Genomic DNA, 25925 nt, shown 5'->3' on the forward strand with positions numbered 1-25925 from the left:
GTCCAAATTCATGAAATTTTCTTCGGCTAGAGACTATACAGATGCTAGAAAAAGAGTGGATTTCGATGAATACATTTATAAAAAAACAGGTTTGGTATACTTTCTCGATGTCGAAGAAGCCAACCTTAACCATTGAGTTCAATTACTCTTTAACATCAAGAACGACCAATGTAAACGGCCACGATAGAAAACAATATTTTACTTATCATAATCCTGAAGATATTTCGGTTCAAATATCTAATGTGAGAGTAAGAAAATGCAAAACATACGATTACTGTGTTTTGGTTTCGGATAGTTTAGAACCATTCATGGAAGATCGATTGAGATATATCCTGAATCTTCTTTTACAAAAAAGTTTACAAGAGCGGGAAGAACTTTTTCTAAAAAAACTGCAAGAAATGGTTAGCTTTGCTAGCGCTATCTATGGAGAAAAGTTTATGAATCGCTTAAAGGTAATTATTGGGGATAGTGATAGGGAATTTTCTTATTATCAAACTTCAGTAGGTTCATTTGATGACGGATCTTATGATAAAGAGAGAACTTCAATAAATTTAAAGATAGCGAAGATATTTCATTAAGAGCATTAACAAAGCTTATTTCCCCTAGTGATTTTGTGCTGATTGGTGCTTTAAAGAGACAGGGGGACATGACTCTACGAGAGTATGTAACAAGTAAACACAAAAATGAGATCTCGTTAGTGGAGTATGTGTATACAGAGCACAGAGACACACTGGATAGATTAACAAGGAGAAATAAAATCTTCGTAAATAAAATGCTGGAAGAGGTTAATATCAAGCTTTGTGTTCATGGTGGTGCACGTACTTCTACGGACTATGCAATTCAATATTTATACCTTGATTCTATTTACGAAGTGGAGAATTGCATCAACAAGATTAAGGAATTATTATTTATATCAGATCCATTTGCGTAATTCTGATCATCAATTGTTTAAAAATAGCCTACAATAGCCGGTACCAAAGAATCCTGAATCATGAAATTCATGAACACCGCATAAGAAGAAAGATTTTGCGCTGGTTGTTGATATTATTTATCCGAAAGGAATAAATGTTCGTATATTTATCTGTTCTAAATTGACACTGACGCCCATAACTCGACCGCTATTGAAGGGCATACCAGCTTGTTAAATCCAGAATTCCCCAAGGCGTTGCTCAAGCTCTTATTCCAGCGTATCCGGAACTGGAGAGGCGCTTTGAGCGCGACTTTTTTTGTCAATTCGAGTCCATGCGGTTCTTGTGTTATATAAATGCAGTCCATTTAAAGAGGTTGGGAGGTATAAAGATGCCAAAAACGATATTAGTTGTAGACGACGATGAAGAAATCGTAAAACTCATCACAAAGAGTTTAAGGTACGAGCAATTTGCAATAATTTCGGCATGTTCCGGGAAAGAAGCCTTATCTGCATTGGAAGAAAATCACATTGATTTCATCGTTCTTGATATAGTGATGCCTGATATGGATGGACTTGATGTCTGCAGAAGTATCCGAAATTCTTATAATGTCCCAATTCTGTTTTTAAGTGCGCGTGATAAGGACATTGATAAAATCGTCGGGCTCGAAATAGGAGCAGACGATTACATGACCAAACCTTTCAGTATTCAGGAGCTTGTCTCCAGGATAAAGGCTCACTTCAGAAAAGTGGACAGGCTTTTTAAAGAGTGGGATGAACTTAGTCCCAGTAACGAAAAGGCGGATGCTCCGCTCATTTTGAACGATAAGACGTTTGAAGCATTTCTGAATAGCAGGAAGCTCGACTTATCAACGAAGGAATTTCAGATTCTGTCTATCCTCATGCGCCACCCCAATCATGTATTGACTCGTGAGCAGATATATGAAAACGTCTGGGGAGACGAATACGGAGAAATAAATACCGTAACGGTTCATATAAAAAATATCCGTAAGAAACTTGGTTCTGAATATGACTTTATTAAAACAATATGGGGCATAGGATATAAATACACGGAAAGAGAGCAATAGTATGAAACTGAAAATAAAGCTTCCTCTTTTGTTCCTGCTGATGTTTATAATATTCATGTTTTCGATTGGAATGTATCTGAAGCTTGTCTTTGCAGTATATTCCCCTATACGCAGTTCATTGCTGGACTCGCGATATATAGCATTGCTCCTGCCCATATTTGCAATTGCCTGTTTCATATTTATTATTCTGATTATCTATATTCATTTTTGCATAGAGAAACCCATTCAGCTTCTGAATACCAGGCTTGAAGAAGTAAATATTGTACATCCACTGCCTCCGCTAGCTCTGAGAAGTAATGATGAGATCGGAGAACTTTATAAGCACTTCAATAAGATGGAGCATCGGCTTCAACTCGCGCACAAAGAGCAGATCGATATGATCGCGGCAATTGCCCACGACTTGAAAACACCCTTGACATCTATTAATGGTTTTACTGAACTGCTGGCTACACACAAGGATTTACCAGAAACTGAAAAGCAGGAATATTATGATTTGATTCAAAGGAAGTCAGGATATATGGTCGAACTCATCAATGATTTCTCCAGTTTCACCAAAGAAAAACTGGAGTTGGAATCTATGGTAGCTAAACCTGTAAAAGCATCAAAATTATTTGAAAACATTGCCCTTGAATATGAGTATGAGTTGGCGGGACTTGACAACGAGCTTACTTGCCGCCATTCATTCACGGAAAATATATTGCTGATGGTCAATGAACCGATGATACGTCGGGTTTTCGGCAACCTCTTTAGCAATGCTGTAAGATATGGAGGGAAAAATAAACTGAAAGTGTATATGACCGGATACCCGCTAGGACAGTATGCCTTTTTTCAAATCGAAGATAATGGAATTGGAGTGCCGGATAAGGATATATCTTCTCTGTTCCTCAAATTTTTCACTGTGGATAAATCGCGGCAAATCCAAAAGGGCGGGCTGGGTCTGGGTCTTGCAAGCTGTAAATCCATTATTGAACATCATAGGGGCGAAATTTGCGCCTACCCTTCCGAATATGGCGGTTTGGGGATAAGATTCAGCCTTCCCTTGGCCGCACAACACTGATTTTATTTTTGCACATTTTCTTTTACTACAGGAGTTAAAGGCTGCTGCCAGGTGTGAACACCCAGGCAGCAGCCTTTTTTGTTTTTTCAGCGGTTTATAGTTTTTTATATTCTCTTTATAAACATTTATTTTTCTTTTAAAGAAGCTTTATCTTTGTGTTGTAAAAATTACTTGTAGTAAAAAAACTACAATCACTAGAACTGGAAAAGGAGGATGTTGCAATGTCAATTGAGTTCAGCCGTTGGCCCAATAACTACATGATGTCATACCAAGTCACCAAAGCTTTAGGTATGGCAAGCCTCGGTGCTACGGACGTCACCGAGATCTACGAGGCCTGCAAAAAAATCGACCCCGATGACAAGGACACGTGGCACAGGGAATGGCTCATAACGGCTCAGGCATTGGAAAGACACGGCAAGGAGGCCGAAACGGCTGGAAACTGGTATACAGCACGAAACTGCTACATTCGTGCCTGCAATTACTACAGAATTGCGGAATATGTGGTGATGGATGATGACACCGAGAAAATCCGTATATTTAAGAAAGTAAATGAACTCTTCGAAGCTGCCGGAAAGTACTTCGATGTCCAACCGGAGAAGATCCAAGTCGATTACGAAGATGTCAAGTTGGATGGTTACTTCTTCTCCCCTTCCTGGAAAAAAGGTCCGAAGCCGACCCTTTTTGCTCTCAACGGTGGCGACGAGTGGTCAATTGAAAACTATTTCTGGCTAGGTCCCGCTTTTATTTCGTGTGGATATAACTTTCTGGTCTATGACCAGCCTGGCACCGGCCTCTCGCTGTACGAAAAGGGAAAAGGAAGACGAGCGGACAGTGAGGCTTTCCATTCCCGAGCAATCGACTTTCTTCTAACGCGGCCGGAAGTCGATCCCGATAAGATTATCGTGCACGGGGAGAGTTTTGCGGCTTACGACTCGCTGCGATTCGCTTCGTTCGATCACAGGATTGCTGCCGTCATCTCCGACGGCGGTACGCACGCCTTCGACTGGGATGCCATGCTTAAATGGATGCCGCCGAGTCTGGCCGCACACGGCATGAGAATTCTGGGGGCAAAAAGCTTGGAGGATTTTGCGGGGAATCCGCGTTTTGCCTATGATCTTGAGGGCGTGCTCCACCAGATAGAATGTCCGCTTCTTGTAATGCACGGAGCGGAAGAGATATTGGTTCAGCCAAATCCGCTGACACAAGCCTTGAAGAATTACGAGCAAGCGGGTTCGAAAAACAAGACGTTCTACCCGATAGAGGATAGACGACTTGGCGGATTAGAACACTGTCAGGTAGACAACATCAACGTGCTGCATGAGGTAGTGCTGAATTGGCTCTGCTCAATTGGGCTTGGGCCAGCCTCGCCTCGCTTAAGCGATTGCCAGGACATCATAAAGTAGATTTATTGAAAAATTTCTGATTGAGCTTGTTCAGGAGTGTCGTACTTAGAATCCTGAATAAGCTCTCTCTTTATGGAGGAGTTGAAGGCTATGAGTATTTTATCAAAGGAAAAAAATGGAGGAACGCCCGCCATACAAATTGAGGGAGTGCACAAAAAATTTGACGACTATATCGCATTGAACAATCTTTCGCTGGAGGTGAGCCGAGGAGAGATATTTGGATTTTTGGGACTGAATGGCGCTGGAAAGACAACGACCATAAAGATGCTCTTGGCGATGCTCAAGCCAACCTCCGGCAAGCTCTATATGTTAGGTGAAAAGGTCGATGCCGGAAACTATAAATTATGGGACAAGGTTGGATATTTGGAGGAGGCTACTTTTTATCCCGATTTAACTGTAGTTGAAAATCTTGACATAGCACGACGCATGCAAGGGGTGCCTGACAAAGATTCCGTAAATCGGGTTATCTATAAGTTGGGGCTTGAGCCGCACAAACAGAAAAAGGCAAAGAATCTTTCTTTAGGAAACAAACAGCGCCTGGGACTTGCGAAAGCAATGATTCACAATCCGGAAATTCTAATATTGGATGAGCCGATAAATGGCCTCGATCCCGCAGGCGTGGCGGAGATACGGAATATGTTATATGGCCTAGCGAAAAATTTCGGCGTAACTGTTTTTATATCCAGCCATCTGTTAGAGGAGCTCTCGAAAGTTTCCACACGCATTGGGATTATTCACAATGGCCATCTTGTTAAAGAAGTCGCAATGGATAAGCTGGAGCAATCGTTACAGAAAAACTTAGTGGTGAATGGCCGCGACAAACATGCCTTAAAGGAGGTGCTTGAAGAGCATGGATATGAATTTGAGGAGACAATAGACGGCTATATTAAACTAACCGATGACCACGCAGCGGATAGTCCTGAACGACTGGCCGAACTGCTTGTTAAATCCAATCAACCGCCAACATTGCTTCGAGTGATTACGGAGGATTTGGAAGGATATTTTCTCCGCACAATTGGTATGACAAGGGGGAATATATAAGGGGGAATATATAATGAATATTTTTTCTGTCTTACATTGTGAGATTCGCAAGATTATCCGCGCCAATGTGTTTTGGTTGGTATTTCTTATTTTTGCATTTGGGCCAATCATGATGGGTGTCGGAATTATTTTATCCAGTGACGCCGGCGGCATCAATTGGAAAATGTATTTAACCGAATTGCTTGATAGTCTTGCCCCGCTGGGACTTATCGGGTACACCTTTATCGCGGCATGGGTATTTGGACGAGAGTTTTCGGATAAAACAATTAAAGATTTGCTTGCAAAGCCCGTTTCCAGATCGAAAATTGTACTTTCCAAATTTATTGTAATTTTAGCATGGAGCCTATTACTTTCCATGTATATGTTTGCCATAGGTTTTGCCGTGGGGGATATTCTAGGAGTTGCGGGCGGGTCAGCTTCTTTTATTTGGAATATCTTCTTTAAATTCATTATAACATCGCTATTGTTTATTATTGTTACCACACCAGGCACTCTTCTGGCCAATGTGAGCAAGGGATACTTGGCACCATTAGGACTCATCCTGATAATCGTCATTCTCTCAAATGTTTTGGCCTCTTTTGGATTCGCCCCCTATTTTCCGTGGACCATCCCGTCGGTATTTCAAAGCACCGGGTTTTTAAAGTTGAGTAGTATAATCATTCTTGCGTCTACGGGAATAGCCGGAATAGTCGGAACATTTGCCTGGTGGAGATTTGCCGAGCAGCAATAAACGCGCTACATGCACTGAGTTGTAGATATATCAATTATGAAAAGGAACAACAATCTCTCCGCTGCTCGCACGTTCATGCTTGACGATAAACTAAGCGCTGGATTGGAGAGTGTACCACCATATCTATCAAAGCGGCCGTAAACTTTATAAAACTGCCAGTGACAAAGGGCATAAATATAACGATCAGAGCAAGTTTTCGAGAATTATTGAATCCAACGGCTCGCATTATTTCATTTCATTACATTAAATTATCCCGGTATTGTCAAATTGAATATGGAAGATCACCGTATAGAAATTATAGACGAGCGGATAGAACCCGTTCAAAAGATGATCTTTGACCCTGAGCGCGGCTATTTGTCCAACAGTGTTTAGGAGGAGGCGCTGTTTGGATGGAGGAAGCCGGTCTTGCAGTGGAACTGAAAAACATGCCGAGTATACGGTTCCCGAAGAACTGCGGCTTAAATTCGAGGAGCGACCGGTCCTAAAAACGGCGTTTGAAGCGTTGACGCTCGGACGCCAGAGAGCGTATCTGCTGTATTTTTCAGAACCGAAGCAGTTCAAAACGCGCGTTTCAAGGGTTGAAAAATACACACAGCCCATTCTGGAGGGCAAAGGGTTGAACGATTAGAACGGACAAATGGATCGGATAGTCTCAAGAAATACGAAAGGCGAGGAACATCTGCCGAAGAGCAGGTGTTTTTTGCTTAGAATTACAGAGGGAGCAGCAACGATTTTTCAAGAATACTATAGAAACATTGCAACTCAGATTATTAATTTACAAACAATTCTTGACCCTGAAAAGTTTGTAATTGGGGGAGGCATATCTGCGAATCCTTTACTCGTTGTTACCATTAAAGAAGAGCTAGAGAAGCTATATCTAGATTCGATCTTAAATTTTGTACGTGCAGATATTGAGCAAAGTAAATTAGGCAATGAAGCCAATTTGCTAGGCGCTATATATAACTACAAGCAAACACATGATCTTGAAGTATGACATTCATTTTATTTTGACGGGTGCATAATTGAGAAAAATAAACCGTTACAAAAAAGAGTGCCTTTAACCTGAGACACGCTTTTTTGTATGAAAGCCACTAGTATAGGTGACTTCTATGAAAATGGGAAGGATAGGCCCTGTGTGCTCTGTACTTCGTAGTTAAACCTTCAGCTTTGCAAGAATGTCCTCCATCTTCTTCAGCTTACGATAAACAGCGGAGCGATCAATTCCTAGCTGTCTGGCTGCTTCGGCACTATTGCCACCACAGACCTGCAGCATCTGCTGAATGTATCGTCCCTCGGTTAACGCCGTATATTCCTTCAGCCCGCTCAGTTGACTGCGATTGGCCTGAATGAAATGGTCCAATGTGAACCAGTCTGTAACTTGTTCGACCGGCTGCTGCTGGCGCAGCACGGTCTGATCAGTTACGATCAATCGTTCGATGTAATTACGAAGCTCACGCGCATTCCCATGCCATGGCTCGGCTAGCATTCTTTGAAATTCGTCCGCTGGCAATACATACTTTTTATCATATACCTTATTGAAATGAGCAATAAAGCTGGAAATCAGTCCGACGAGATCCAGTCTGCGACTACGTAGCGGCGGGATATGGATCGGAATGACATTGATTCGATAGTACAAGTCCTCGCGAAACAATCCTTTTTTCACCATACTCCATAGATCACGATTGGTAGCAAATATCATCCGGCATTGAATGAGAATGGCTTCGGTGCTCCCCACACGCCGGAATTCACCACGCTCAAGCACATCAAGCAGTTTGGCCTGTATTTCCAGTGGAAGCTCGGCGACCTCATCAAAGAACAAAACGCCTCCTCTGGCCACCTCAAACAAGCCTTGCTTCTCGTCCATTAAGCCGGGCATAGCCCCCTGAACATATCCGAACAGCTCATATTCGAATAATGCGGCTGGAATAGCGGCACTATTAATCGGAATGAAAGGTCCGTTCCACTTCGCGCTCTGGCGGTGAATGTATTTGGCAATTACTGATTTGCCTGTCCCTGATTCGCCCAAAATCAGTACTTTGCTATCGTAAGAAGCGATCTGGTCACACACCTGAATAATTTGCTTCATCGCCAGGCTCTCAGCAATGATCCCGTTATTCTTAAGTACAGAGGCTGAAGTGACTGAACGTTTGCTGTTCTCATACGCATGTGGCAGCGTAGGGGCAGCTATGATGGATAATCCACCTTTATAGTTGTTAGTACTGGTAACAACGAGCTGCACCTCATCTGTACTATCAAGTATTGGAAGAGCAGTGGACTTGAGCTTAAAGCCACGTACAGTGTTGATATACTGAGTTACCTTTTGTTTGGACTGTATTGCTTTCATTGTTATTGATTCCTTGTAGTAGCCGGCTTTCACCAGGTCCTGTACATTGCAGCGCAACAGCTCCTCCAACGGAATGCCGATAGTCAAGGCAGTGAATTCATTGGAGATTAAAATATTACCTTTGGAATCCGTGACAAACAGAGGGGCAGGGGACTGATCGCTCTCATCGGTGGAACGTTTATCTATACGTCGGGTCATGATCGATCAACTCACTTTTGGATTATCGAGGCTATGCTGAAGTGATTGTTTCATTTTTATTATATCTGCTTTACGCTACGAACAACAGAGGTTACCCAGATAAAAATTAGCACGCAAATCTAATCAAAAAACGGACCGTTTCCTATTAAATATGGATATGGTCCGTTTTTTTCTTTGTTTACAAGTTATATTATACTGATGCTATCTGCTCACCGGTAATCTGTGTCTGTCCAAGACGATTTAGCAGTGCCTGCGCTTCGCTGAACATTGTCGTAATCATCTGCTCAACTGTCGTAATCTCGTCGCACAGGCCGCATATTTGTCCTGCCATGACCGAACCGCGATCTGTATCACCTTCGAAGACGGCTTTGCGCAGGGAGCCAAGGCTGATCTTCTCCAATTCGTCACGGGAGGCATGCTCTTGCTCCAGCTTGAGGTATTCGGCGATCATGCTGTTCTTGATGCTGCGGACGGGTCCACCGATGCTGCGTCCAGTAACCGTAGTGCTGGTATCGTCGGCGTCAATGACGGCTTGCTTGAAATTGTCGTGCGTCGGGCATTCGACGGTGGTGAGGAAGCGCGTTCCGACCTGAACTCCCTGTGCGCCGAGTGCAAAGGCTGCTGCAATTCCGCGTCCATCGGCAATGCCGCCTGCGGCAACGACAGGGATGGATACGTTGCTAACAACCTGTGGAACGAGTGCCATGGTGGTTGTTTCACCGACATGGCCGCCAGCTTCTGTACCTTCGGCCACGAGGGCATGTACGCCGATAGCCTCCATTTTTTTGGCAATCTTGACGGAAGGGATGACGGCGATCACCTTAATGCCATGCTCCTTGAAGATTGGCATATACGGAGCTGGTGTGCCCGCGCCCGTCGTAACAATGTTGACTTTTTCCTCGACGATAACCTCGATCAATTCGGGAATATTATGCATCATCAGCATCAGATTTACGGCAAACGGCTTGTTGGTGGCTGCGCGAACCTTGCGAATTTCTTCACGAAGTACCTCAGCCGACATGCCCCCAGAGCCAATAATGCCCAGCCCGCCAGCATTGGATACAGCACTTACGAGTGGTTCACGGGCAATTTGGGCCATAGCACCTTGGAAAATAGGGTACTGGATACCGAGCAGTTCTGTAATATTCATGGTTAATTCCTCCAATATAAATTTATAGGTTGTACTATACTTAATACTAAAAATAGTGATTTGCTAATATAGCAACGGATTGATCAAACGGTTTCAACAGCAGCTGGTGCAGGGTTCTTACCATTTTCCAAGGCCTTATACAGGAATGTCAGCGCGAACCCGACCAAGGCAATAACGAGCGCAATGTAAAAGGCGTTGGTGAATATGCCGTTATTGGCGGCAGCTACCGAGTTCGCAATTCGCGGTCCAAAGAATGCGGCACCGGAATAGCCGATAAAGGTTATTCCGTAGTTGACACCATAGTATTTCATGCCAAATTTCTGTCCGACGATTGAAGGGAAGACGCCCATCGTACCACCAAAGCACAGGCCGATGCCAATAATGGCAATAGCAAATCCAACTATGGAGCCGGATAATGCAAGTGTCAGCATCATGGTGGCAATGACCAGATAGATCATCATCAGACAACGCAGATGGCCAATCTTGTCTGATATGGCTCCCCAGAAAATGCGTCCCAGACAGTTGCTAAGCGAATAAAGACTCACGAACAAGGCTGCTATACTGGCCGATAGACCGAACATCGTCTGGCCAATGACGGAAGCATTGGATGTAACCATCATGCCAGATAAAGCGCCGATCAGGAACAGGCAAGCAATGACGTAGAACAGGGGTTGCTTGATCATCTGCCGCCAGTTCAAGTTCACGGCAACCGGACGTAAACCTGACGTCTGCGGTGGTGTCCAACCAGCAGGGATATATCCTGCCGGACAAGCTTGAGTAAATAGCCCACCTGCCAAAATGACGATCAGAAAGGAGGTGCCAAGGATCATCATAGTGGTCTGAACTCCTGAGTGGGTAATCATCGCGTTTGCAAGTGGGGCAATGATTACTGTTCCACCGCCATAACCTGCAGTCACGATTCCAGCCGCGAGTCCGCGTTTGTCTGGGAAGAACTTGATGGTGTTACCGATTGTTGCCGCATAGACGACACCTTGTCCAAGACCAGAAATGATGCCATACGTCAGATATAGCATCCAAGGTGCAGTCGCAAGGCCAGTCAAGATGAAGCCAAGTCCAAACATGGTACCGCCAATGAAGATGGCAATTCTGGCACCTCCCCGGTCTACGAGCTTTCCGCCAAGAATCGCCGGAATCGGTGCAATTGCGCCGTTAATCGTAAAGGCCATCATAATTTCAGGCATGCTCACTGCAAGCATTTTACTCAGTGGCAGTGCAAAAATGCTGAAGGCGTAAATAGAGCCGACGCAAATATTGATCAGGGTCGCGGCGATTAGAATGCGCCAGCGATTCAGTTGTACATTTTCCATTTCGTGTTGGTCCTTTCTGATGCAGGATCAGTGCGCGTGGGATGAAGCATTACTCCGCAATTCCATAATTCGTGTCTGGTAGTCCGTTTGACAGCTACCGGTATCTCCTGAGCTGTACTATACAGTAGTCAAAGCGACATCCTCATGCTTCGCTTGCTCGCTACCCTTGATCGTAATCACGTCATGCAGCTTACCCCAATGTTCACAGAACATGCCGGCGTCCATTTCCTTCAGTTCTGGTGAGATGACAGGCATGAAGTCCATCTGATCGAGAATCTGGGTCTGCAAATCAATGCCAGGCGCGATCTCTGTCAGTGTCATTTTTCCATCTTGCAGCTGGAATACCGCACGTTCCGTCACATAGACGACCCGCTGCTTGACCTTGGTCGCATAAGAGCCACTGAAGGTAATTTGCTGGACCTCCTTCAGGAATTTCTTAGTTTTACCCTCCTGTACAATCCGTAGCTTGCCGTCCTCAACAGCAATTTGCAGGCCTCCTGCTGTGAAAGTTCCGGCAAAGACGAGCTTTTTGGCTGATTGGGAAATGTTGATAAAGCCGCCACAGCCAGTAACACGGGTACCGAACTTGCTGACATTCACATTCCCGGATTCGTCGGTCTGAGCCAGCCCTAGCACGGATAGATCAATACCACCACCGTCGTAAAAGTCGAACTGGGACACATGATCTACGATGGCCTCAGAGTTGTACGCATGCCCAAAATCCTTGATGCCTGCTGGTACGCCGCCGACTGAGCCTGCTTCGGTTGTCAAAATCAATTGGTCGCTGACGCCTTCCTCTGCCGCAACCGTAGCCACACATACCGGAATACCCACGCCAAGATTCAGAACGGTATTTGGTACTAGCTCAGCTGCGGAACGACGGGAGATAATTTTACGCTCGTCGAGCGGAATCACTTCCATGGCGTCCATCGGTACCTTCACATGTCCTGCGAAGGCAGGGCTGTATTGTGTGTTTTCAGTCTGGAAATGATTTTTCGGTTCGGAGATAATTAGATGATCGATCAGAATGCCTGGCACTCTAACATCCTTCGGATGCAGGGTCCCGTTCTTGGCCACAGTCTCTACCTGAGCAATTACGATACCGCCAGAATTGCGCACTGCCTGAGCAATCTGTAGAACCTCCATATGCAGGCCTTCCTTTTCCAGCGTCAAATTCCCGTTCTCGTCAGCTATGGTACCGCGGATCAATGCGACCTGAATCGGGAAGCTCTTATAGAACAGCCATTCTTCGCCTTCCAGTTCAATCAGCTTGACGATCTCCTCCGTTGTGCAGGCTGACATTTTGCCGCCTTCCACACGAGGGTCGACGAAGGTCTCCATGCCTATCTTGGTAATGACACCTGGGCGCTTGGCAGCAATTTCACGGAACAGCTGTGTGATTACGCCTTGCGGCAAATTGTAGGCTTCACATTTATTGTCTTCAATTAATTTAGCCATAGCAGGCGAAGCAAGGGCGATCCCGCCGATCCAGCGTTTGATCAGACCTTCATGGCCTAGATGGCTCATTCCCTTGGTCCGGCGGTCGCCAACCGCACTGGCATGAACAACTGTTAGGTTGCGAGGATGACCAGATTCCAAGAATCGTTCTTCGATGGCGATACCCATCTCCTCGGCCCAACAGGAGAGCCCAAATCCGCTTGCGGCAATGGTGACTCCATCCGGGATAAGTGCTGCTGCTTCACTCGCTGAAATGATTTTGGACATAGAGTGCTCACTCCTTCAATAAAATGGATTGAAATCATATGGATATAAGTACATATATTAGAAGTTCACATTACGTGCGGGCAAGCTGCCGAGTGTCATGTGCAAGCTAATTGCCGTCATCACGGAATAAGTAGAAAAATAGAAAAGCGGATATTCTGTTTATTGTGTGAAAACATTCACTTTCACTCCGGAATGAATTGTGAATATTTTCACTTGAATCATAATGCGTGTTTTTTTTCTCGTCAACGGGGGGCCAACGACTCGGGATAGAGGTGAGGAAGTGTAGCAAAATTGCGAATATGATGAGGGGTGAAAGGTTAGAAAAGCATGCAAATAAGGAAGAAAAATTGTTTATGGCAAGGGGCCTGAGCATAATAGAGCCTTGGAACACGGGATATAAAAGGAACGATGCCTTGTTTCAATAAGAAGAATCAAGGGGAGCCGAGGGAAAGTCTGGGGAAGTTATTATGCGTTGGCAAAAATGCAACACTTTCTTGATCTTGTGAGAATGGACGATGGGCAGAGGAGCCATTAAACCTTGAGGGTACTGGGGATATTCAGCAAGTAAGCACTATGTAAGTCCAATACATAACAATTCATATACCCAGGGCGAAGGGAGAATTCTGCATGAACAGTTTAAGGAGTTCAAAAATAATGAAAAAAATTTATGTTGTCTGTCGAGGTAGATTTTTTCGCAATTTTGCTACGATAGACTTTTTCGGAAATGGAAATACTTGACTGTAGAAACTTGGTATTACTTAGCTATCACAGTCCGTCCCGAGCTAAGAGCTACGTTTCGAGCCCTGTCCTCGAAGGAAGCAAACGCCTGATAAATGAAAAAGATATTGCTGGCTTGCGCAGGAGGATTTTCTACAAGTATGCTGGTGGAGAGAATGAAAGAGGCGGCTCGTGCACAAAATGTGGAAATTGTAATCGAAGCTTGTAGTGAGAGTAGCATAAGAGAGCATATGCCGGTCAATATTGTTATGCTGGGCCCCCAAATGGGACACGCGGAAGATGACGTGAAGAAAGAAGTGGGCAACGAGATTCCAGTCACTGTAATCAATATGATGAATTATGGAATGATGAATGGAGCGAATGTGCTGAAAACAGCGCTGGATATGATTTAAATCGCCAACTTTATAAAGCGTTATCATTCCTCACATTTAAACCTTTAAGACTACTTATAAGCAGTCTTAAAGGTTTTTTATTTCTGTATCCATAAGTTATGTTCAAGCATCCATATTTTGAAAATTCGATAAATTAAACAACAGAGATTAGATATTGATATGTTAAAACTACAGAATAGAAAATTAATCTCGCAATAAATATTATGTTAACTTAGTAGCGAATGGATGTTATTATCTTTTGGATGAGAATGATAATCATTATAATTGTAATCATGAATGGAACTCGTATGCACTACGAATCCAGATAAGGGAGGAAGCGATAACAAGATGAAGATACATAATTCTCCGTCTACATTTAATGATTACTATAACCATATAACCATATAGCCGATTCAAACCTTATAAACGATGAAAATGATCTCACTCAATCGGCATTGAAACATGAACATATTTATCATATACCCGAATAGTGGGGAAGCGGTGTGCATCGTACACATTTTTTACGTAAAGGCTTCGAGCTTTCGCACAGTAAAATGCTATTTCATGATCCAGTCCAGATTACAAGAAGGTTCGTTACGCCTTATTTAGAACTAGCGCTGAACATCGACTATTCAGCCGCCTGGTCCGTGGATGAATTTCGTTCAGAGCGTGAGCATGGAAGGCATGTACAGCTCATTTACATGAATGATGTGAAGATCCATGCGGCGATGCCAGCAAGCAAGGCGATGAATCACATGGAGCTGCGTTTTAACCCTTTGCTATGGAGAGAATTGCTACAAGAACTGGATATTCGTCTGGAGCAATCTTTTGCTTGTATGGAGACGCTAATTACTCCTGACATGCGAGCTATTGCTTAGGAATTGTCATCTCATCCTTATCAGGGCATAACCCGACAGCTTTTTTGGAGAGTAAGGCACTGGAACTTATAGCTCTGTCCCCATTAATGCTAGTAGGGTGTTTTTAAATTAACAGGAGTGTCCTTATGACAAATGATGAGCATTCCTGGTTTCAAGAAGCAAAAAAAGTATAACCGAGGCAGGGATTTAAGACGTCCTGCAGTGCCCGCCCTTTGGGTATTGGTAAATCAGGACAACAGGGCCATGATGAGGGCTCTGAGGCCTGCGGAAACCAGGAGGAATAACTCTGTAAAATTATAGGAAGAATAGGAGCGATTCAATTTTATCTATAGTATAATGGTTACTTCAATATGGGATGAAAACAGGGAAAGAGGAAACGAATGCCTACTATACTGGTTGCTGACGACGATGCGAACATTCGCGAACTGGTCTGTTTATTTCTACGCAACGACGGATTCGCAACAGCCGAAGCCGCAGACGGCAAGGAAGCACTGACCGTCTACGCTACAACGCATGTCGATCTTGTCGTGCTCGATATTATGATGCCGATAATGGATGGTTGGACGTTATGCAAGGAGCTCAGAAGAGCCAATCCTGATCTTCCCTTACTTATGCTGACTGCGAGAGGCGAAACATGGGAGAAAGTGAAAGGTTTCGAACTTGGAACCGATGATTATTTGACGAAACCGTTTGATCCACTGGAATTGACAGTTCGGGTCAGAGCACTGCTGAAACGCTATCGGATTGGCACCACGCAGATGATCCAGTTCGGCAACGTCATCCTTGATCGGCAGACCTATAAGGTGATGAGAGGGACGGAGTCGCTCACGTTGCCGCTCAAGGAGTTCGAATTGCTGTATAAGCTCGCTGGAACACCTGGACAAGTGTATACGCGCGAGCAGTTGATCGATCAAATTTGGGGGATCGATTATACTGGAGATGATCGAACGATAGACGTACATATTAAACGCCTGCGCGAACGGTTCGCTACAACACCCGATTTTCGTATCGAGACGGTGCGTGGACTTGGCTACCGGCTTGAGGTTTACGAATGATCAGATCCTTATATACACGTGTTGTCCTGACATTTCTGGTCTCCGTCCTCGCGGGCACGATCATTGCTTTTTTTGTAACATTTTGGGTGTTTGAAGAGAAATTGAACGAAAATTTGCAAACCACCTTATTTAACTTTGGTCAGGACATTGTCCGGGTTTACGAAACCATTCCGTTACGTGAAGCGGACTTATTCGTAAGTGGAATGAAACAACTCGATTCCTATTATATTCGAATTTTTGATGAAACGGGGCAGTTCCAGTCTTACGGAACGCTTAACGGACAAAAACCTGTTACTGTGACGATGGATCAAGTAAGGAAAGTATTGGGTGGAGAAGTTGTTCAAGTTAATCCGAGTAGTGTTTCAATGAACCTCTTGGGACTGAGGTTGAAAACGGAAATGGGAATGAAAGCGATGTTTGTGGAGCCGCTTATGTATCCTTCCGTCTCTTTTGCCCAAAAATGGTTATTTACTTTTTTGACCTATTCGTTGGTAACAGGAAGTCTATTGATTTTGGTTGCCTCTATATTCCTAGTCAGACCGATCAAAAAACTGACAAAAGCGACCAGACGTATAGCAGTTGGAGATTTCAACGTCAAGCTGAATATTAAGCAAAAGGGTGAGCTAGGTACTTTGGCTCGCAGCTTTGAAGAAATGATGCATGATCTACAGCAACTTGAGCAGATGCGTAGGGAGTTCGTCACGAATGTGTCGCATGAAGTTCAGTCGCCGCTCACCTCGATATCCGGTTATGCTATAGCACTCAAGCAAGTAGATATAGCAGATAACGAGCGAAGTCGTTATCTCGATATCATCATCGCGGAAGCAGATCGGATGTCCAAGATGAGCGATAGCCTGCTAAAGCTGAGTTTGCTTGAATCGCAGTCACAGCAGATGCGGCTGGTCACGTTCAGCCTTGATGAACAGATCAGACGAGTCATCGTCGCGATCCAGCCGCAATGGTCGGCTCGCAACATCCGTTTCGAGCTCAATTTGAAGACCGTTCGCCTATTGGCGGATCAAGATCAATTAAACCAGGTATGGACGAACATACTCGGTAATAGCATCAAATTTTCCAAGAATGGCAGCGTTATTAACGTCAGCATCAAGCAAGATATCAAAAGCGTAGCAGTCCGAATATCCGATACGGGCATTGGCATTTCCCTTGAGGACCAGAAGCGTATATTCGAGCGATTTTTTAAAGCTGATCGTTCCCACAGTCGTAAATATGGCGGTAGCGGTATGGGACTCGCCATCGTTAAACAGATCGTATCGCTTCATCAAGGCGACATTCGAGTGGAAAGTGAACCCGGCCAAGGAACGACCGTCATTGTCACCTTGCCAATCACAACGCCACCAGATTAGTTAGATTCATAGGGTATCATTCGGATTATCTAAACCGCATTTTCCATGATACAGCATAATGTGCAGTTTCCTTGGACAACGTAGCATTTTTTTGCTTGTTCATACTCCGTTCATATTGTCGTCATAGGGAGTACATCTTCTTTCGTTAAGCTTTCATTAGCGGCTCGTTAAGGTAGCCCAACAAACAGAATGGGACAGGAGAAGTTGAGCGTGAAACGAAGAGAGGTAATGAAAATGAGGAATGGAACGAGAACAAATAAAGTACGAAGCATTTTGCTTAAAATAATAGGAACAATAGTTATAGCAATCGTGCTTTTTCTAGCCGTTGTCTATACAGTTAATATTATCAGCAGCAAATCAGAGCAAGGAAAAATACAATCCTATGGTCAGTTCGTACCTGTAGATGGGAAAAAAATGAATGTTTTGATTCAAGGAAAAGGCGAAGAGACCGTCGTGTTACTACCAGGTTATGGAACAGCAGCACCAGCACTTGATTTTAAACCGCTAGTAGAAGAGCTATCTCCATTTTACAAAGTCATCGTTATTGAGCCTTTTGGTTATGGATTAAGTGATCTAACCGAAAAGGAACGAAACACAGAGAATATTGTAAGTGAAATTCATGAAGCTTTACAGAGTCTTAAAATTGACCGATATATTCTAATGGGTCATTCCATTGCAGGCATTTACGGACTGGATTATGTGAACAAATATGAAAACGAAGTGAGTGCTTTTGTCGGAATTGATAGCAGTGTTCCAACGCAAGGTGGTATGGATGCTGAATTACCAATAAAAACGTTTAAATTTCTCAAAAAATCAGGTTTAGCCAGATTGGTAATGAAACTTACTGGTGACCCATATGCTGGACTACCCTATGATGATGAAACAAAAGAACAAATGAGAATTCTTTCTCTCAAAAACATGTATAATTCCAGCACCTCAAACGAAATGGAAAATATTTATCCTAATTTTAAAGCAGCTAAAAATTTAACATTCCCAAAAAATCTGCCCCTTATTTTCTTTATACAAGCGAATAATACAGATGTGGAAAGATGGATACCACTACATGAAGAGCAAGTCAAAAATTCTGTTCATGGAAAAGTAATGACACTTGAAGGAGAACATTATTTACACCATACCAAATCAAAGGAAATCGTTGAAAACTTCAGGAGCTTTATGAAAGAAATAAAATAAGTGCACTGAAAAAGACACCTTCACTATTTTCTACAAATGTATAAGTGATATAAAAAACCGTCCTTTTGTCATATCCCTGTCAAGTAGACAGATGAAAAAAGCTATGTAGCCAGCGCGTGCGGATACTCAATCGGTGCGCGCTGTTTGAGTTAAGACTGAAATCACTCGTAGTTATAAAAGTAGAGACAACAACAGGCAGGGGAGCGTATCGTCCAATTGCTGAACGAGCCAGTGATGCCGGGTGACCAGCTGCCTTCGGAAAGACACGACATTGAGCTGAGGCGCATAAGTTTTGGGTATGATGACCAGCCTGTGTACTGCGGGATGTGAGCAGGCTTATGCCATTCCATTCTTTCACAGCGCTTGTAGGTCCTTCTGGTAGCGGAAAAAGTACGGCCTGTATGCACGATTGTGGAAAAGACAGCATGAAGGAAGAGAGTCATAATCTGTATGAAATCATGATACAAACATTAAGAAACCGCCCCCGGAGGATGCCATATCATATCTCCAGGGGCGGTTTCTTGTGCTGTTATTTAGAATCATCGGCTATGACAGCTTGTACGGGCTGCCTGTCACGAAGCAATGGTAACAATAGCATCGCTCCGACCAAAAACAAGCCGGCGCTCACGGTATATACGGTGTTCAGGGAGGATTCGTGTTTGAGTGTTCCGCCCATACTCATACCGACGACCATCATCCCAGAGAACAGGGGAGAGAGGGCACCACCGACGCGGCCGATAAAAGCAGCTTCGGCGTTTTTCATCATCATTGTGTTGATACCGATATGAATGCAAGGATAAAATATGCCGCTGAAAACTTGTAGTGCCATTGTCAGCACAATATTGTGTGACCATCCGACACCAAAGGTTGTCAGTGTGCTGACCAAAAGTCCGGCCACCAGCAGCAATTGCGGCTGTGCTTTTTTGGCAACCCCCATAATCAGGCCGCCTCCCACCAGCATAGCCGCTCCGTTCGCCATTAACGGCCATTGCAGGAATTCCTTGTTTTGTCCAAGGTTCTCGATGGCGACAAAAACCATTAATGGTTGAATAAGTCCGACAGCCAGCCCAATTACGGTAAATGTTCCCCCAAGCGTGCGAAGTGTGCGGTTATTCCATACATAACGTATTCCTTCTTTAAGCTCTTGAATGAAATGAGTTGGTTGATCATCTATCTCAAGTGATTGTTCATCTTGTGGAATGCGAGTCAGAACAAGCGCCGAGATGAGAAACAATATTCCGGTTATAGACATTGAAGTGAAAATTCCAAAGTGTTGATAAATAAATGTACCGATAACAGGGCCGATAACCATAAATAATGCCATGAGAGATTGAAAAAGGGCCATCACTCCCTGTAGCTGTTCTGGTGCTACATGCTGCTTAAATATCTTCATCGCAGACGGCTGAGAAAATTGAGATAGAATGGCTGAAAAGAAAGTGGACAGCAAAAGCACCTGCCATGACCCGTACCATAATGCCAACAAAACAATAAAAATAGAGGCCGCGGATAGCAAATCGCAACTAATCATGGTCCGTTTGGGCCGCCAACGGTCCGCGAATGTTCCTCCAATGATAGCGAACAGAAAAATAGGCATGAATTCAGCAACCGAAATGAGCGATACGTATACGGGATCATTATTAGTCAAATCTGTTACATACAACAGTATGGCAAAGTTGCGCACCCAAATGCCCAAATTTAGCAGCGCATTGGAGGCGATAATGGTCCTTATATATGGATTTTTAAACAACAACAAACTCTCCTTTCCTGTTTTCAGGGCGCAACCCCCTTGAAATATCATTTTATATAAACAAAATATATTTTTGTCTATATAATAATAGATAATATAATAAATAAACTACTGATTAGTCAAATGTTTTTTGAAATCATGAAGAAAGTAGAGCATGGAAAATAAAGAGGTCAATGATCCTTAAGGACGTGAATTAGAATAGTGGTAAAAGTACTCACTTTAAACTTGTGAATTGGGAATAATATCTAAATAAAAAACTATCAACATAATAAATATTATGTTAACTAAACTATTTATCTAATAATAGGGATCTGAATCCGATGTACCTTTTAAAATCATAGTGATATAATTACGCGTACATGCCTGAAAAGGAGCGAATGGAACGTAAATGAACTTTCAAGTGGATTTTTTATCTTTTTTTGTAATTCAGGTAGATGGAAAAGAAGGACAGGGTGGTAAGTCCTATAAGCATTACGCTACAATGGACGACTACGATTATGACGAAAGCGATGTTAAAAAATTTCTGGACGGGGAATTTGCTCGTATTAGCAAGCGGAAGGTTGAAAAAAACCCCAGCACAGAGCAGGCACCGACCAAAATCGGCCGCTTTATCGTCGAACCGGAGCATGAATTGAGCAGTAATCCGAATTTCAATATGTTCGCCCGACTGCGGGCAGCAGAGGATAAGGAAGATTTTAAAAATGCTTGTGACGATCTGGTGCGGATGTATCTGGATACGAGCGCAGTACGCGGCGGAGCGCTGATCATTGTACAGGCTACCTTGAATACACACTCGGATGATCCGTTTATTTTTGTGCTTAAATGTGATTTTGAACCTAAAATTGCCAGAATTACTGAAAGCAGTCTGGTGAGTGAGGTCGAAATGGCTATTTCTGCCCGTAATATGAAATCCATCATGTATCCTTACATGCTTGAGGAAGGGATGAACGATGAGTGGGAGCTTAAAATTCACCAGTCTTCGCATGCCCGGTATTTTGAAGATTTTTTGAAATTCGTGACCTATGAGCAATCCATGCCGGAAATCGTCAATGAGCATGTCATGGGCTTCGTTCAGAACTATGTAGAAACCAAATGGCCGGATGCATCTAATGAGGAAAGACAGCAGGAAGAGCGCGATCTGGAATTGTGGGCGGCTAGCGAAAAACGGGATCTGCAAGGGAAATGGGAACCCCTTCAGGTCGTAGAGGCTGCACAGCATATTGTCGAGCTGAAACCAGAAATTGAAGTTCGTTTCAAACTAGATGATACGGCCGTGCGTGGGCTACTGTCCGACTTTGGCGCCAAACTGCATATCACGAAACTTCATGATAGATATGCACTTATTATTGAAGGTGATGCATTTACGTTTGAAAAGGGATTTTCACCGATTGAGTTGCTCCAACCTGAATCGTTTGAAACGGTGGCTGAGCGGCTAAAAGAGAAACGCCAGCATGAAAATGAGGACGTGGATGGCGATACGCCACCTTGGTAATTCGAATGCATAGCAGGACGACAAACTGAACTTTTACATTATAATGACTAAAAAACTGGCCTCTCAACGGATATTACCGCTGTGGAGGCCAGTTTTGTTTAGTATTTATGTTCGCGATCTACATATGAACTTTGCTAATTTGATCCTTCAGCTTGTCCGCAGATTGAAGCAATCTTGCACGTTCCTCGTCATTGAGCGGAAGATCCAAAATTTCACGTACCCCATTGTGATCTACGATACTTGGAACACCTAAATATACGTCAGATACTCCGTTATAATCTTCCAGCAAGGTGGACACATTAAGTACCGACCCCTCGTCCCCGAGAATGGCGGCTACGATTCGGTCGAGAGCCAGCCCGATAGCATAAGAAGTTGCGCCTTTAGCATCTATAATTTCATAGGCAGCATTCTTGGTATTTTCAAAAATTTCATTTTTCGTTTCTTCACCCAGCTCCAGTGGAGTTCCAGCTACGTTGGCTGTGCTCCATACAGGTAACTCGGAGTCACCGTGTTCTCCAATAATATGGGCGTGGATGCTTCGTGGATCGATGCCCTTTTGCTTCCCGATCAAATAACGGAAGCGTGCGCTGTCCAGCAACGTACCTGACCCAATGACTCTGCTTGAAGGCCAACCACTGCGTTTCCAAGAGATGTAGGAGAGAATGTCCACTGGATTGGTAGCGATCAGCAAAATGCCGTGTGTATTGACCTTAACGATATTATCAATAATACTTTCAAAAATTTCGGCATTACGCTTCAGCAAATCAATGCGCGTTTCTCCCGGCTTTTGTGAAGCCCCTGCTGTAACAATAATGATATCTGCATCACGGCAGTCTTCATAATCACCTGCCCACACTTTGACACCGCCGAGAAAGGGAAGCCCATGATTCATATCGAGCATTTCCCCCTTCGCCTTTTTGACGTTGACATCAATAAAGACAAGTTCTGACATGCGTTGGCGCAGCAGTAGGGTATAGCCGGTTGTTGTACCAACCGCTCCCATGCCGACAATGGCCACTCTACTTCGTTTGTAAGGTTTTAAGCTCATAAAATCCTCATCTCCTTCTCGGGTTGAATACCTTTTCATTTTGGGGTATTTCTTAAAAATTTATCTTTCCAACTTAGTGTACCGTATATATTTACCCACCGCAAAGAAATATGACATTTTTCCTTGACTTCAAAGACGAGCTCGCTAATAATTAATCGAATGATAAGAACACGCACTAAAGCGTTGCAGCACCGATATTGACGCATGAAATTATGGAAAGAGGATTCGGCATATGGACTTATTTCGAAAAAAAACAGGACTGCTCCCGCATGAGGAAAGCGGATCTACAGGTCACTTAAAGAGAACAATGGGTGCCTTTGATCTCACCATGCTAGGTGTAGGATGTATTATCGGTACTGGGATTTTTGTTATTACTGGCAAGGCAGCAGCAGAAAATGCAGGTCCTGGATTGATGCTCTCCTTTGTTATTGCAGGTATTGCCTGCGTACTAGCAGCCTTGTGTTATGCGGAGCTTTCATCTACAGTTCCCGCAGCTGGGAGCGCTTATGCGTATAGTTATATTGTATTTGGAGAAATTTTGGCCTGGGTACTGGGTTGGGACCTGATTCTGGAATACGGAGTGGCGGCCGCCTCTGTGAGTAGTGGATGGTCTGCTTACTTTCAAGGCTTGCTGGCTGGATTTGATGTACATTTACCGCTGGCTTTAACCGCAGCCTTCGATTCAACTAAGGGAACCATTATTGATCTACCAGCCGTGTGCATCATTATGCTCATTACACTGTTACTGAGTCTCGGAGCCAAGGAGACGGTCCGATTCAATTTAATAATGGTTTGTGTTAAAGTCGGAGTTGTATTGCTATTTATTGGGATCGGTATCTTTTATGTTAAGCCTGACAACTGGACACCATTTTTGCCTTATGGTTTTTCTGGTGTTTTGAGTGCTGCGGCAATCGTATTTTTTGCTTATCTGGGTTTTGATGCCATCTCAACTGCAGCCGAAGAGGTTCGCAATCCGCAGCGGAATATGCCCATCGGCATTATTTCTTCTCTAGCGATCTGCACGGTACTGTATATTGCGGTTTCAGTTGTACTAACTGGAATGGTACCTTATACGCAGTTGGGGGTAAGTGATCCTGTTGCGTTTGCTCTCCGCTTTATTCATCAGGATTTTGTTGCCGGATTGATTTCAGTCGGTGCGATTGCGGGGATGACCACCGTTTTACTGGTGCTGTTGTTTGGTCAAACGCGGTTAATTTTCTCTATGTCACGTGATGGCCTTTTACCCGTTTTTTTATCCAAAATAAATGCCAAAACTCAAACACCGATACGAAGCACTTGGCTGGTGGGCAGCATTATCGCATTGGCTAGTGGATTGTTTCCATTACATGCACTGACCAATTTGACGAGTATTGGAACCCTGTTCGCTTTTGCTGTGGTATCGGTAGGGGTTATCGTGCTGCGCAAGAAACGCCCTGATTTGAAAAGAGGCTTTACCGTGCCGTGGGTGCCGTTGCTCCCGCTTTTAAGTGCTTTGGTTTGCATCGGTCTGATGCTTCAGCTTCATATTAGCACCTGGATTGGATTCATTGTGTGGCTCCTGCTTGGATTGCTGATCTATTTCTTCTATGGATACCACAAAAGTTTGTTGAACCGTAAATCTTAATAAATTCTAGTATAAAAAAAGCCGGCATCCTGCACTTTTGTGAAGGGTCCGGTTTTTTTTGACATTACGCTAAAAGTGTCACATAGAGGCGTTTATGGTATAATTCTGTTTCAGATAAGCTTTTGGCACGTGATTACAGCATGCCATCGAGGGAGGATTTTTATATGAAACTGCGCTGGCGTGCGCTCTTAGGGGGAGTACTGCTACTGACGGGCATTCTACTGACTGCCTGTTCTGCTGAAGCCCCAGAAACGTTAACTAAACCTCCGATTGAGGAACCTGATGACCAGGGTCAGACGATTACTATTAATCCACCAGTGACTCCAAAGGTGGGCGATCCCAACGCCAAATATGTAGTTCAGACGCGAATAGCGGATTTTCATTTAATTGATAACAATAAAGGGTTAGTTTGGGGAGTTACCCATAATGAGCTCCGGCTTTATGATACTCATGATGGCGGAAAGACATGGAATAATATTTCTCCCTCCGAAAATGTCCAATTTCAAGACAAACTTGAATATGGAAAGGACATCAGTTTCACTGATTCTCGTCACGGTTGGGTTGTCCGTCAAAATTTGGACAAAACAGCAACCGTCATTCTGAGAACAGCAGATGGAGGACAGAGCTGGGATGTTTCAGCGCTTCCAAGCGGGGATCATGTGAGCTCGATTCAATATGTAAATCCAACTACTGGCTGGATCATGGCATATGTAAAACTGAATGAGCAGGATCAACAAAAACTGTTGTATCACACCACTGACGGGGGAGCCACGTGGAATAAAGTTGCGCAAAGTTCTGGTACGACATCCAACAAAACAGGCTCAGGTTTACCCGATCGGGGCAGTCTGGCAGGAATGAGCTTTTCTTCCAACAATCAGGGATTTGTAGCGATCAATCTGGATAGCAGTGTTAAGTTATACAAGACTTCGAATCAAGGGAAAACCTGGACTCCGGTAGCTAACAGAATACAAGGCTGCCCTCAGGCCAAAGCAGAAGCTCAGCAGTCTCTGAAAGGGAGCAGTTCCTCGTATTGGATTCCGGTTCTTTGCTATGGGGCTAACGGCACAAAATATAATGGACTGTTTACAAATGATACAGGGGCCCAATGGAGCGGTGTGCCTTTGGGTCTGAGTAGCAACATTAATTCTATTATCCCTGGACGTACGTTTCTAAACGAAAAGGAAGGGTGGATCATAACTGAAACCGGAATGAGCCGTACATTGGATGGGGGGAAGACGTGGACAAGTCTCACAGGCAACAAAGTGCTACCTTTGAAGCTAAAAGACTACCCACGATCGGTCAAGCTCCGTTTCGCTTCTTCTTCGGTGGGTTGGCTCCTTTTGGAACGCCTTGATGATAAGAAGTCACTGCTGCTGAAGACGACGGACGGCGGTGCGAACTGGAGAATTTTATAATCGCTATAAAGCTGATTGCCCTGGGGTGTTT

The 25925-nt window shown here is 43.9% G+C and carries 21 protein-coding genes and 2 pseudogenes; 17 read left to right on the plus strand and 6 right to left on the minus strand.

Features of this window, described 5'->3' with window-relative positions; all coding sequences use genetic code 11:
- Positions 1 to 41 precede the first annotated feature (41 nt).
- From MKX59_RS13675 to MKX59_RS13710, 8 genes and pseudogenes are all read left to right on the plus strand, one after another.
- Positions 42 to 578: a hypothetical protein gene (locus MKX59_RS13675; RefSeq protein WP_069080622.1), complete on the plus strand. Its 537-nt coding sequence runs from the start codon at positions 42 to 44 to the stop codon at positions 576 to 578.
- 721 nt (positions 579 to 1299) lie between these two features.
- A complete protein-coding gene (locus MKX59_RS13680) occupies positions 1300 to 1995 on the plus strand; it encodes a response regulator transcription factor (RefSeq protein ID WP_013310135.1) in 696 nt (231 codons plus the stop codon).
- Between the two features lies 1 nt (position 1996).
- Entirely contained in the window at positions 1997 to 3052 is a 1056-nt protein-coding gene (locus MKX59_RS13685; RefSeq protein WP_028541664.1) for a HAMP domain-containing sensor histidine kinase, read from the plus strand.
- Between the two features lie 221 nt (positions 3053 to 3273).
- Entirely contained in the window at positions 3274 to 4455 is a 1182-nt protein-coding gene (locus tag MKX59_RS13690; protein WP_068942559.1) for an alpha/beta hydrolase family protein, read from the plus strand.
- A 90-nt stretch (positions 4456 to 4545) separates the two neighbouring features.
- Positions 4546 to 5496 carry an ABC transporter ATP-binding protein gene (locus MKX59_RS13695; RefSeq protein WP_028541663.1) on the plus strand — a complete coding sequence of 317 codons (951 nt, stop codon included), beginning with the start codon at positions 4546 to 4548 and terminating at the stop codon, positions 5494 to 5496.
- A gap of 13 nt (positions 5497 to 5509) precedes the next feature.
- Entirely contained in the window at positions 5510 to 6226 is a 717-nt protein-coding gene (locus tag MKX59_RS13700) for an ABC transporter permease (protein WP_075154256.1), read from the plus strand.
- 380 nt (positions 6227 to 6606) lie between these two features.
- A pseudogene (locus MKX59_RS13705) lies at positions 6607 to 6854 on the plus strand (YdeI/OmpD-associated family protein); the annotation flags it as partial.
- A 72-nt stretch (positions 6855 to 6926) separates the two neighbouring features.
- Positions 6927 to 7220: an ROK family protein gene (locus MKX59_RS13710; protein ID WP_226887809.1), complete on the plus strand. Its 294-nt coding sequence runs from the start codon at positions 6927 to 6929 to the stop codon at positions 7218 to 7220.
- A gap of 159 nt (positions 7221 to 7379) precedes the next feature.
- Here MKX59_RS13710 and MKX59_RS13715 read toward each other — a convergent pair whose 3' ends face one another.
- The 4 genes from MKX59_RS13715 to MKX59_RS13730 form a co-directional block, all read right to left on the minus strand.
- Positions 7380 to 8768, minus strand: a complete 1389-nt coding sequence (locus MKX59_RS13715; protein ID WP_071558673.1) for a sigma-54 interaction domain-containing protein — start codon at positions 8766 to 8768, stop codon at positions 7380 to 7382.
- A gap of 190 nt (positions 8769 to 8958) precedes the next feature.
- Positions 8959 to 9918, minus strand: coding sequence for a DUF561 domain-containing protein (locus MKX59_RS13720; protein WP_023988901.1), 960 nt, complete (start codon positions 9916 to 9918; stop codon positions 8959 to 8961).
- Between the two features lie 83 nt (positions 9919 to 10001).
- Complete coding sequence (locus MKX59_RS13725; protein WP_023988900.1) at positions 10002 to 11246, minus strand: L-lactate MFS transporter; 1245 nt, start codon at positions 11244 to 11246, stop codon at positions 10002 to 10004.
- Positions 11247 to 11363: 117 nt separating this feature from the next.
- A complete protein-coding gene (locus MKX59_RS13730) occupies positions 11364 to 12971 on the minus strand; it encodes an acyl CoA:acetate/3-ketoacid CoA transferase (RefSeq protein ID WP_023988899.1) in 1608 nt (535 codons plus the stop codon).
- A gap of 833 nt (positions 12972 to 13804) precedes the next feature.
- On the opposite strand from MKX59_RS13730, the gene MKX59_RS13735 reads away from it, so the two are divergent.
- From MKX59_RS13735 to MKX59_RS13760, 6 genes and pseudogenes are all read left to right on the plus strand, one after another.
- Positions 13805 to 14101, plus strand: coding sequence for a PTS sugar transporter subunit IIB (locus tag MKX59_RS13735; protein WP_023988898.1), 297 nt, complete (start codon positions 13805 to 13807; stop codon positions 14099 to 14101).
- Positions 14102 to 14583: 482 nt separating this feature from the next.
- Positions 14584 to 14958, plus strand: a complete 375-nt coding sequence (locus tag MKX59_RS13740; RefSeq protein ID WP_226887810.1) for a hypothetical protein — start codon at positions 14584 to 14586, stop codon at positions 14956 to 14958.
- A 380-nt stretch (positions 14959 to 15338) separates the two neighbouring features.
- Positions 15339 to 16013 (plus strand): response regulator transcription factor, encoded by a 675-nt coding sequence (locus MKX59_RS13745; protein WP_023988895.1) that lies wholly within the window; start codon positions 15339 to 15341, stop codon positions 16011 to 16013.
- A complete protein-coding gene (locus MKX59_RS13750) occupies positions 16010 to 17377 on the plus strand; it encodes a sensor histidine kinase (protein ID WP_068942555.1) in 1368 nt (455 codons plus the stop codon). Before MKX59_RS13745 ends, MKX59_RS13750 begins: the two co-directional genes overlap by 4 nt.
- A gap of 228 nt (positions 17378 to 17605) precedes the next feature.
- Entirely contained in the window at positions 17606 to 18568 is a 963-nt protein-coding gene (locus tag MKX59_RS13755) for an alpha/beta fold hydrolase (RefSeq protein WP_371263077.1), read from the plus strand.
- Positions 18569 to 18757: 189 nt separating this feature from the next.
- Positions 18758 to 18963 (plus strand): annotated as a pseudogene (locus tag MKX59_RS13760) (ABC transporter ATP-binding protein); the annotation flags it as partial.
- Between the two features lie 134 nt (positions 18964 to 19097).
- Here MKX59_RS13760 and MKX59_RS13765 read toward each other — a convergent pair.
- Positions 19098 to 20315 carry an MFS transporter gene (locus MKX59_RS13765; RefSeq protein WP_340858483.1) on the minus strand — a complete coding sequence of 406 codons (1218 nt, stop codon included), beginning with the start codon at positions 20313 to 20315 and terminating at the stop codon, positions 19098 to 19100.
- A gap of 388 nt (positions 20316 to 20703) precedes the next feature.
- Between MKX59_RS13765 and MKX59_RS13770 the strand changes: the two genes are divergently transcribed.
- On the plus strand, positions 20704 to 21807 hold the full coding sequence (locus tag MKX59_RS13770; protein ID WP_028541652.1) for a DUF3900 domain-containing protein: 1104 nt from the start codon (positions 20704 to 20706) through the stop codon (positions 21805 to 21807).
- 118 nt (positions 21808 to 21925) lie between these two features.
- Here the strand turns inward: MKX59_RS13770 and MKX59_RS13775 are convergent, their stop codons facing one another.
- Entirely contained in the window at positions 21926 to 22855 is a 930-nt protein-coding gene (locus MKX59_RS13775) for an L-lactate dehydrogenase (protein ID WP_013310450.1), read from the minus strand.
- Positions 22856 to 23087: 232 nt separating this feature from the next.
- Between MKX59_RS13775 and MKX59_RS13780 the strand changes: the two genes are divergently transcribed.
- Positions 23088 to 24479 (plus strand): amino acid permease, encoded by a 1392-nt coding sequence (locus tag MKX59_RS13780; RefSeq protein WP_023988889.1) that lies wholly within the window; start codon positions 23088 to 23090, stop codon positions 24477 to 24479.
- A gap of 164 nt (positions 24480 to 24643) precedes the next feature.
- The gene (locus MKX59_RS13785) at positions 24644 to 25894 is read left to right on the plus strand and encodes a WD40/YVTN/BNR-like repeat-containing protein (protein ID WP_023988888.1); all 1251 of its coding nucleotides are present in this window, start codon (positions 24644 to 24646) and stop codon (positions 25892 to 25894) included.
- Positions 25895 to 25925 lie beyond the last annotated feature (31 nt).

This window comes from Paenibacillus sp. FSL R7-0340 (assembly GCF_038002205.1).
GTDB classification, from domain to species: Bacteria; Bacillota; Bacilli; order Paenibacillales; family Paenibacillaceae; genus Paenibacillus; species Paenibacillus polymyxa_B.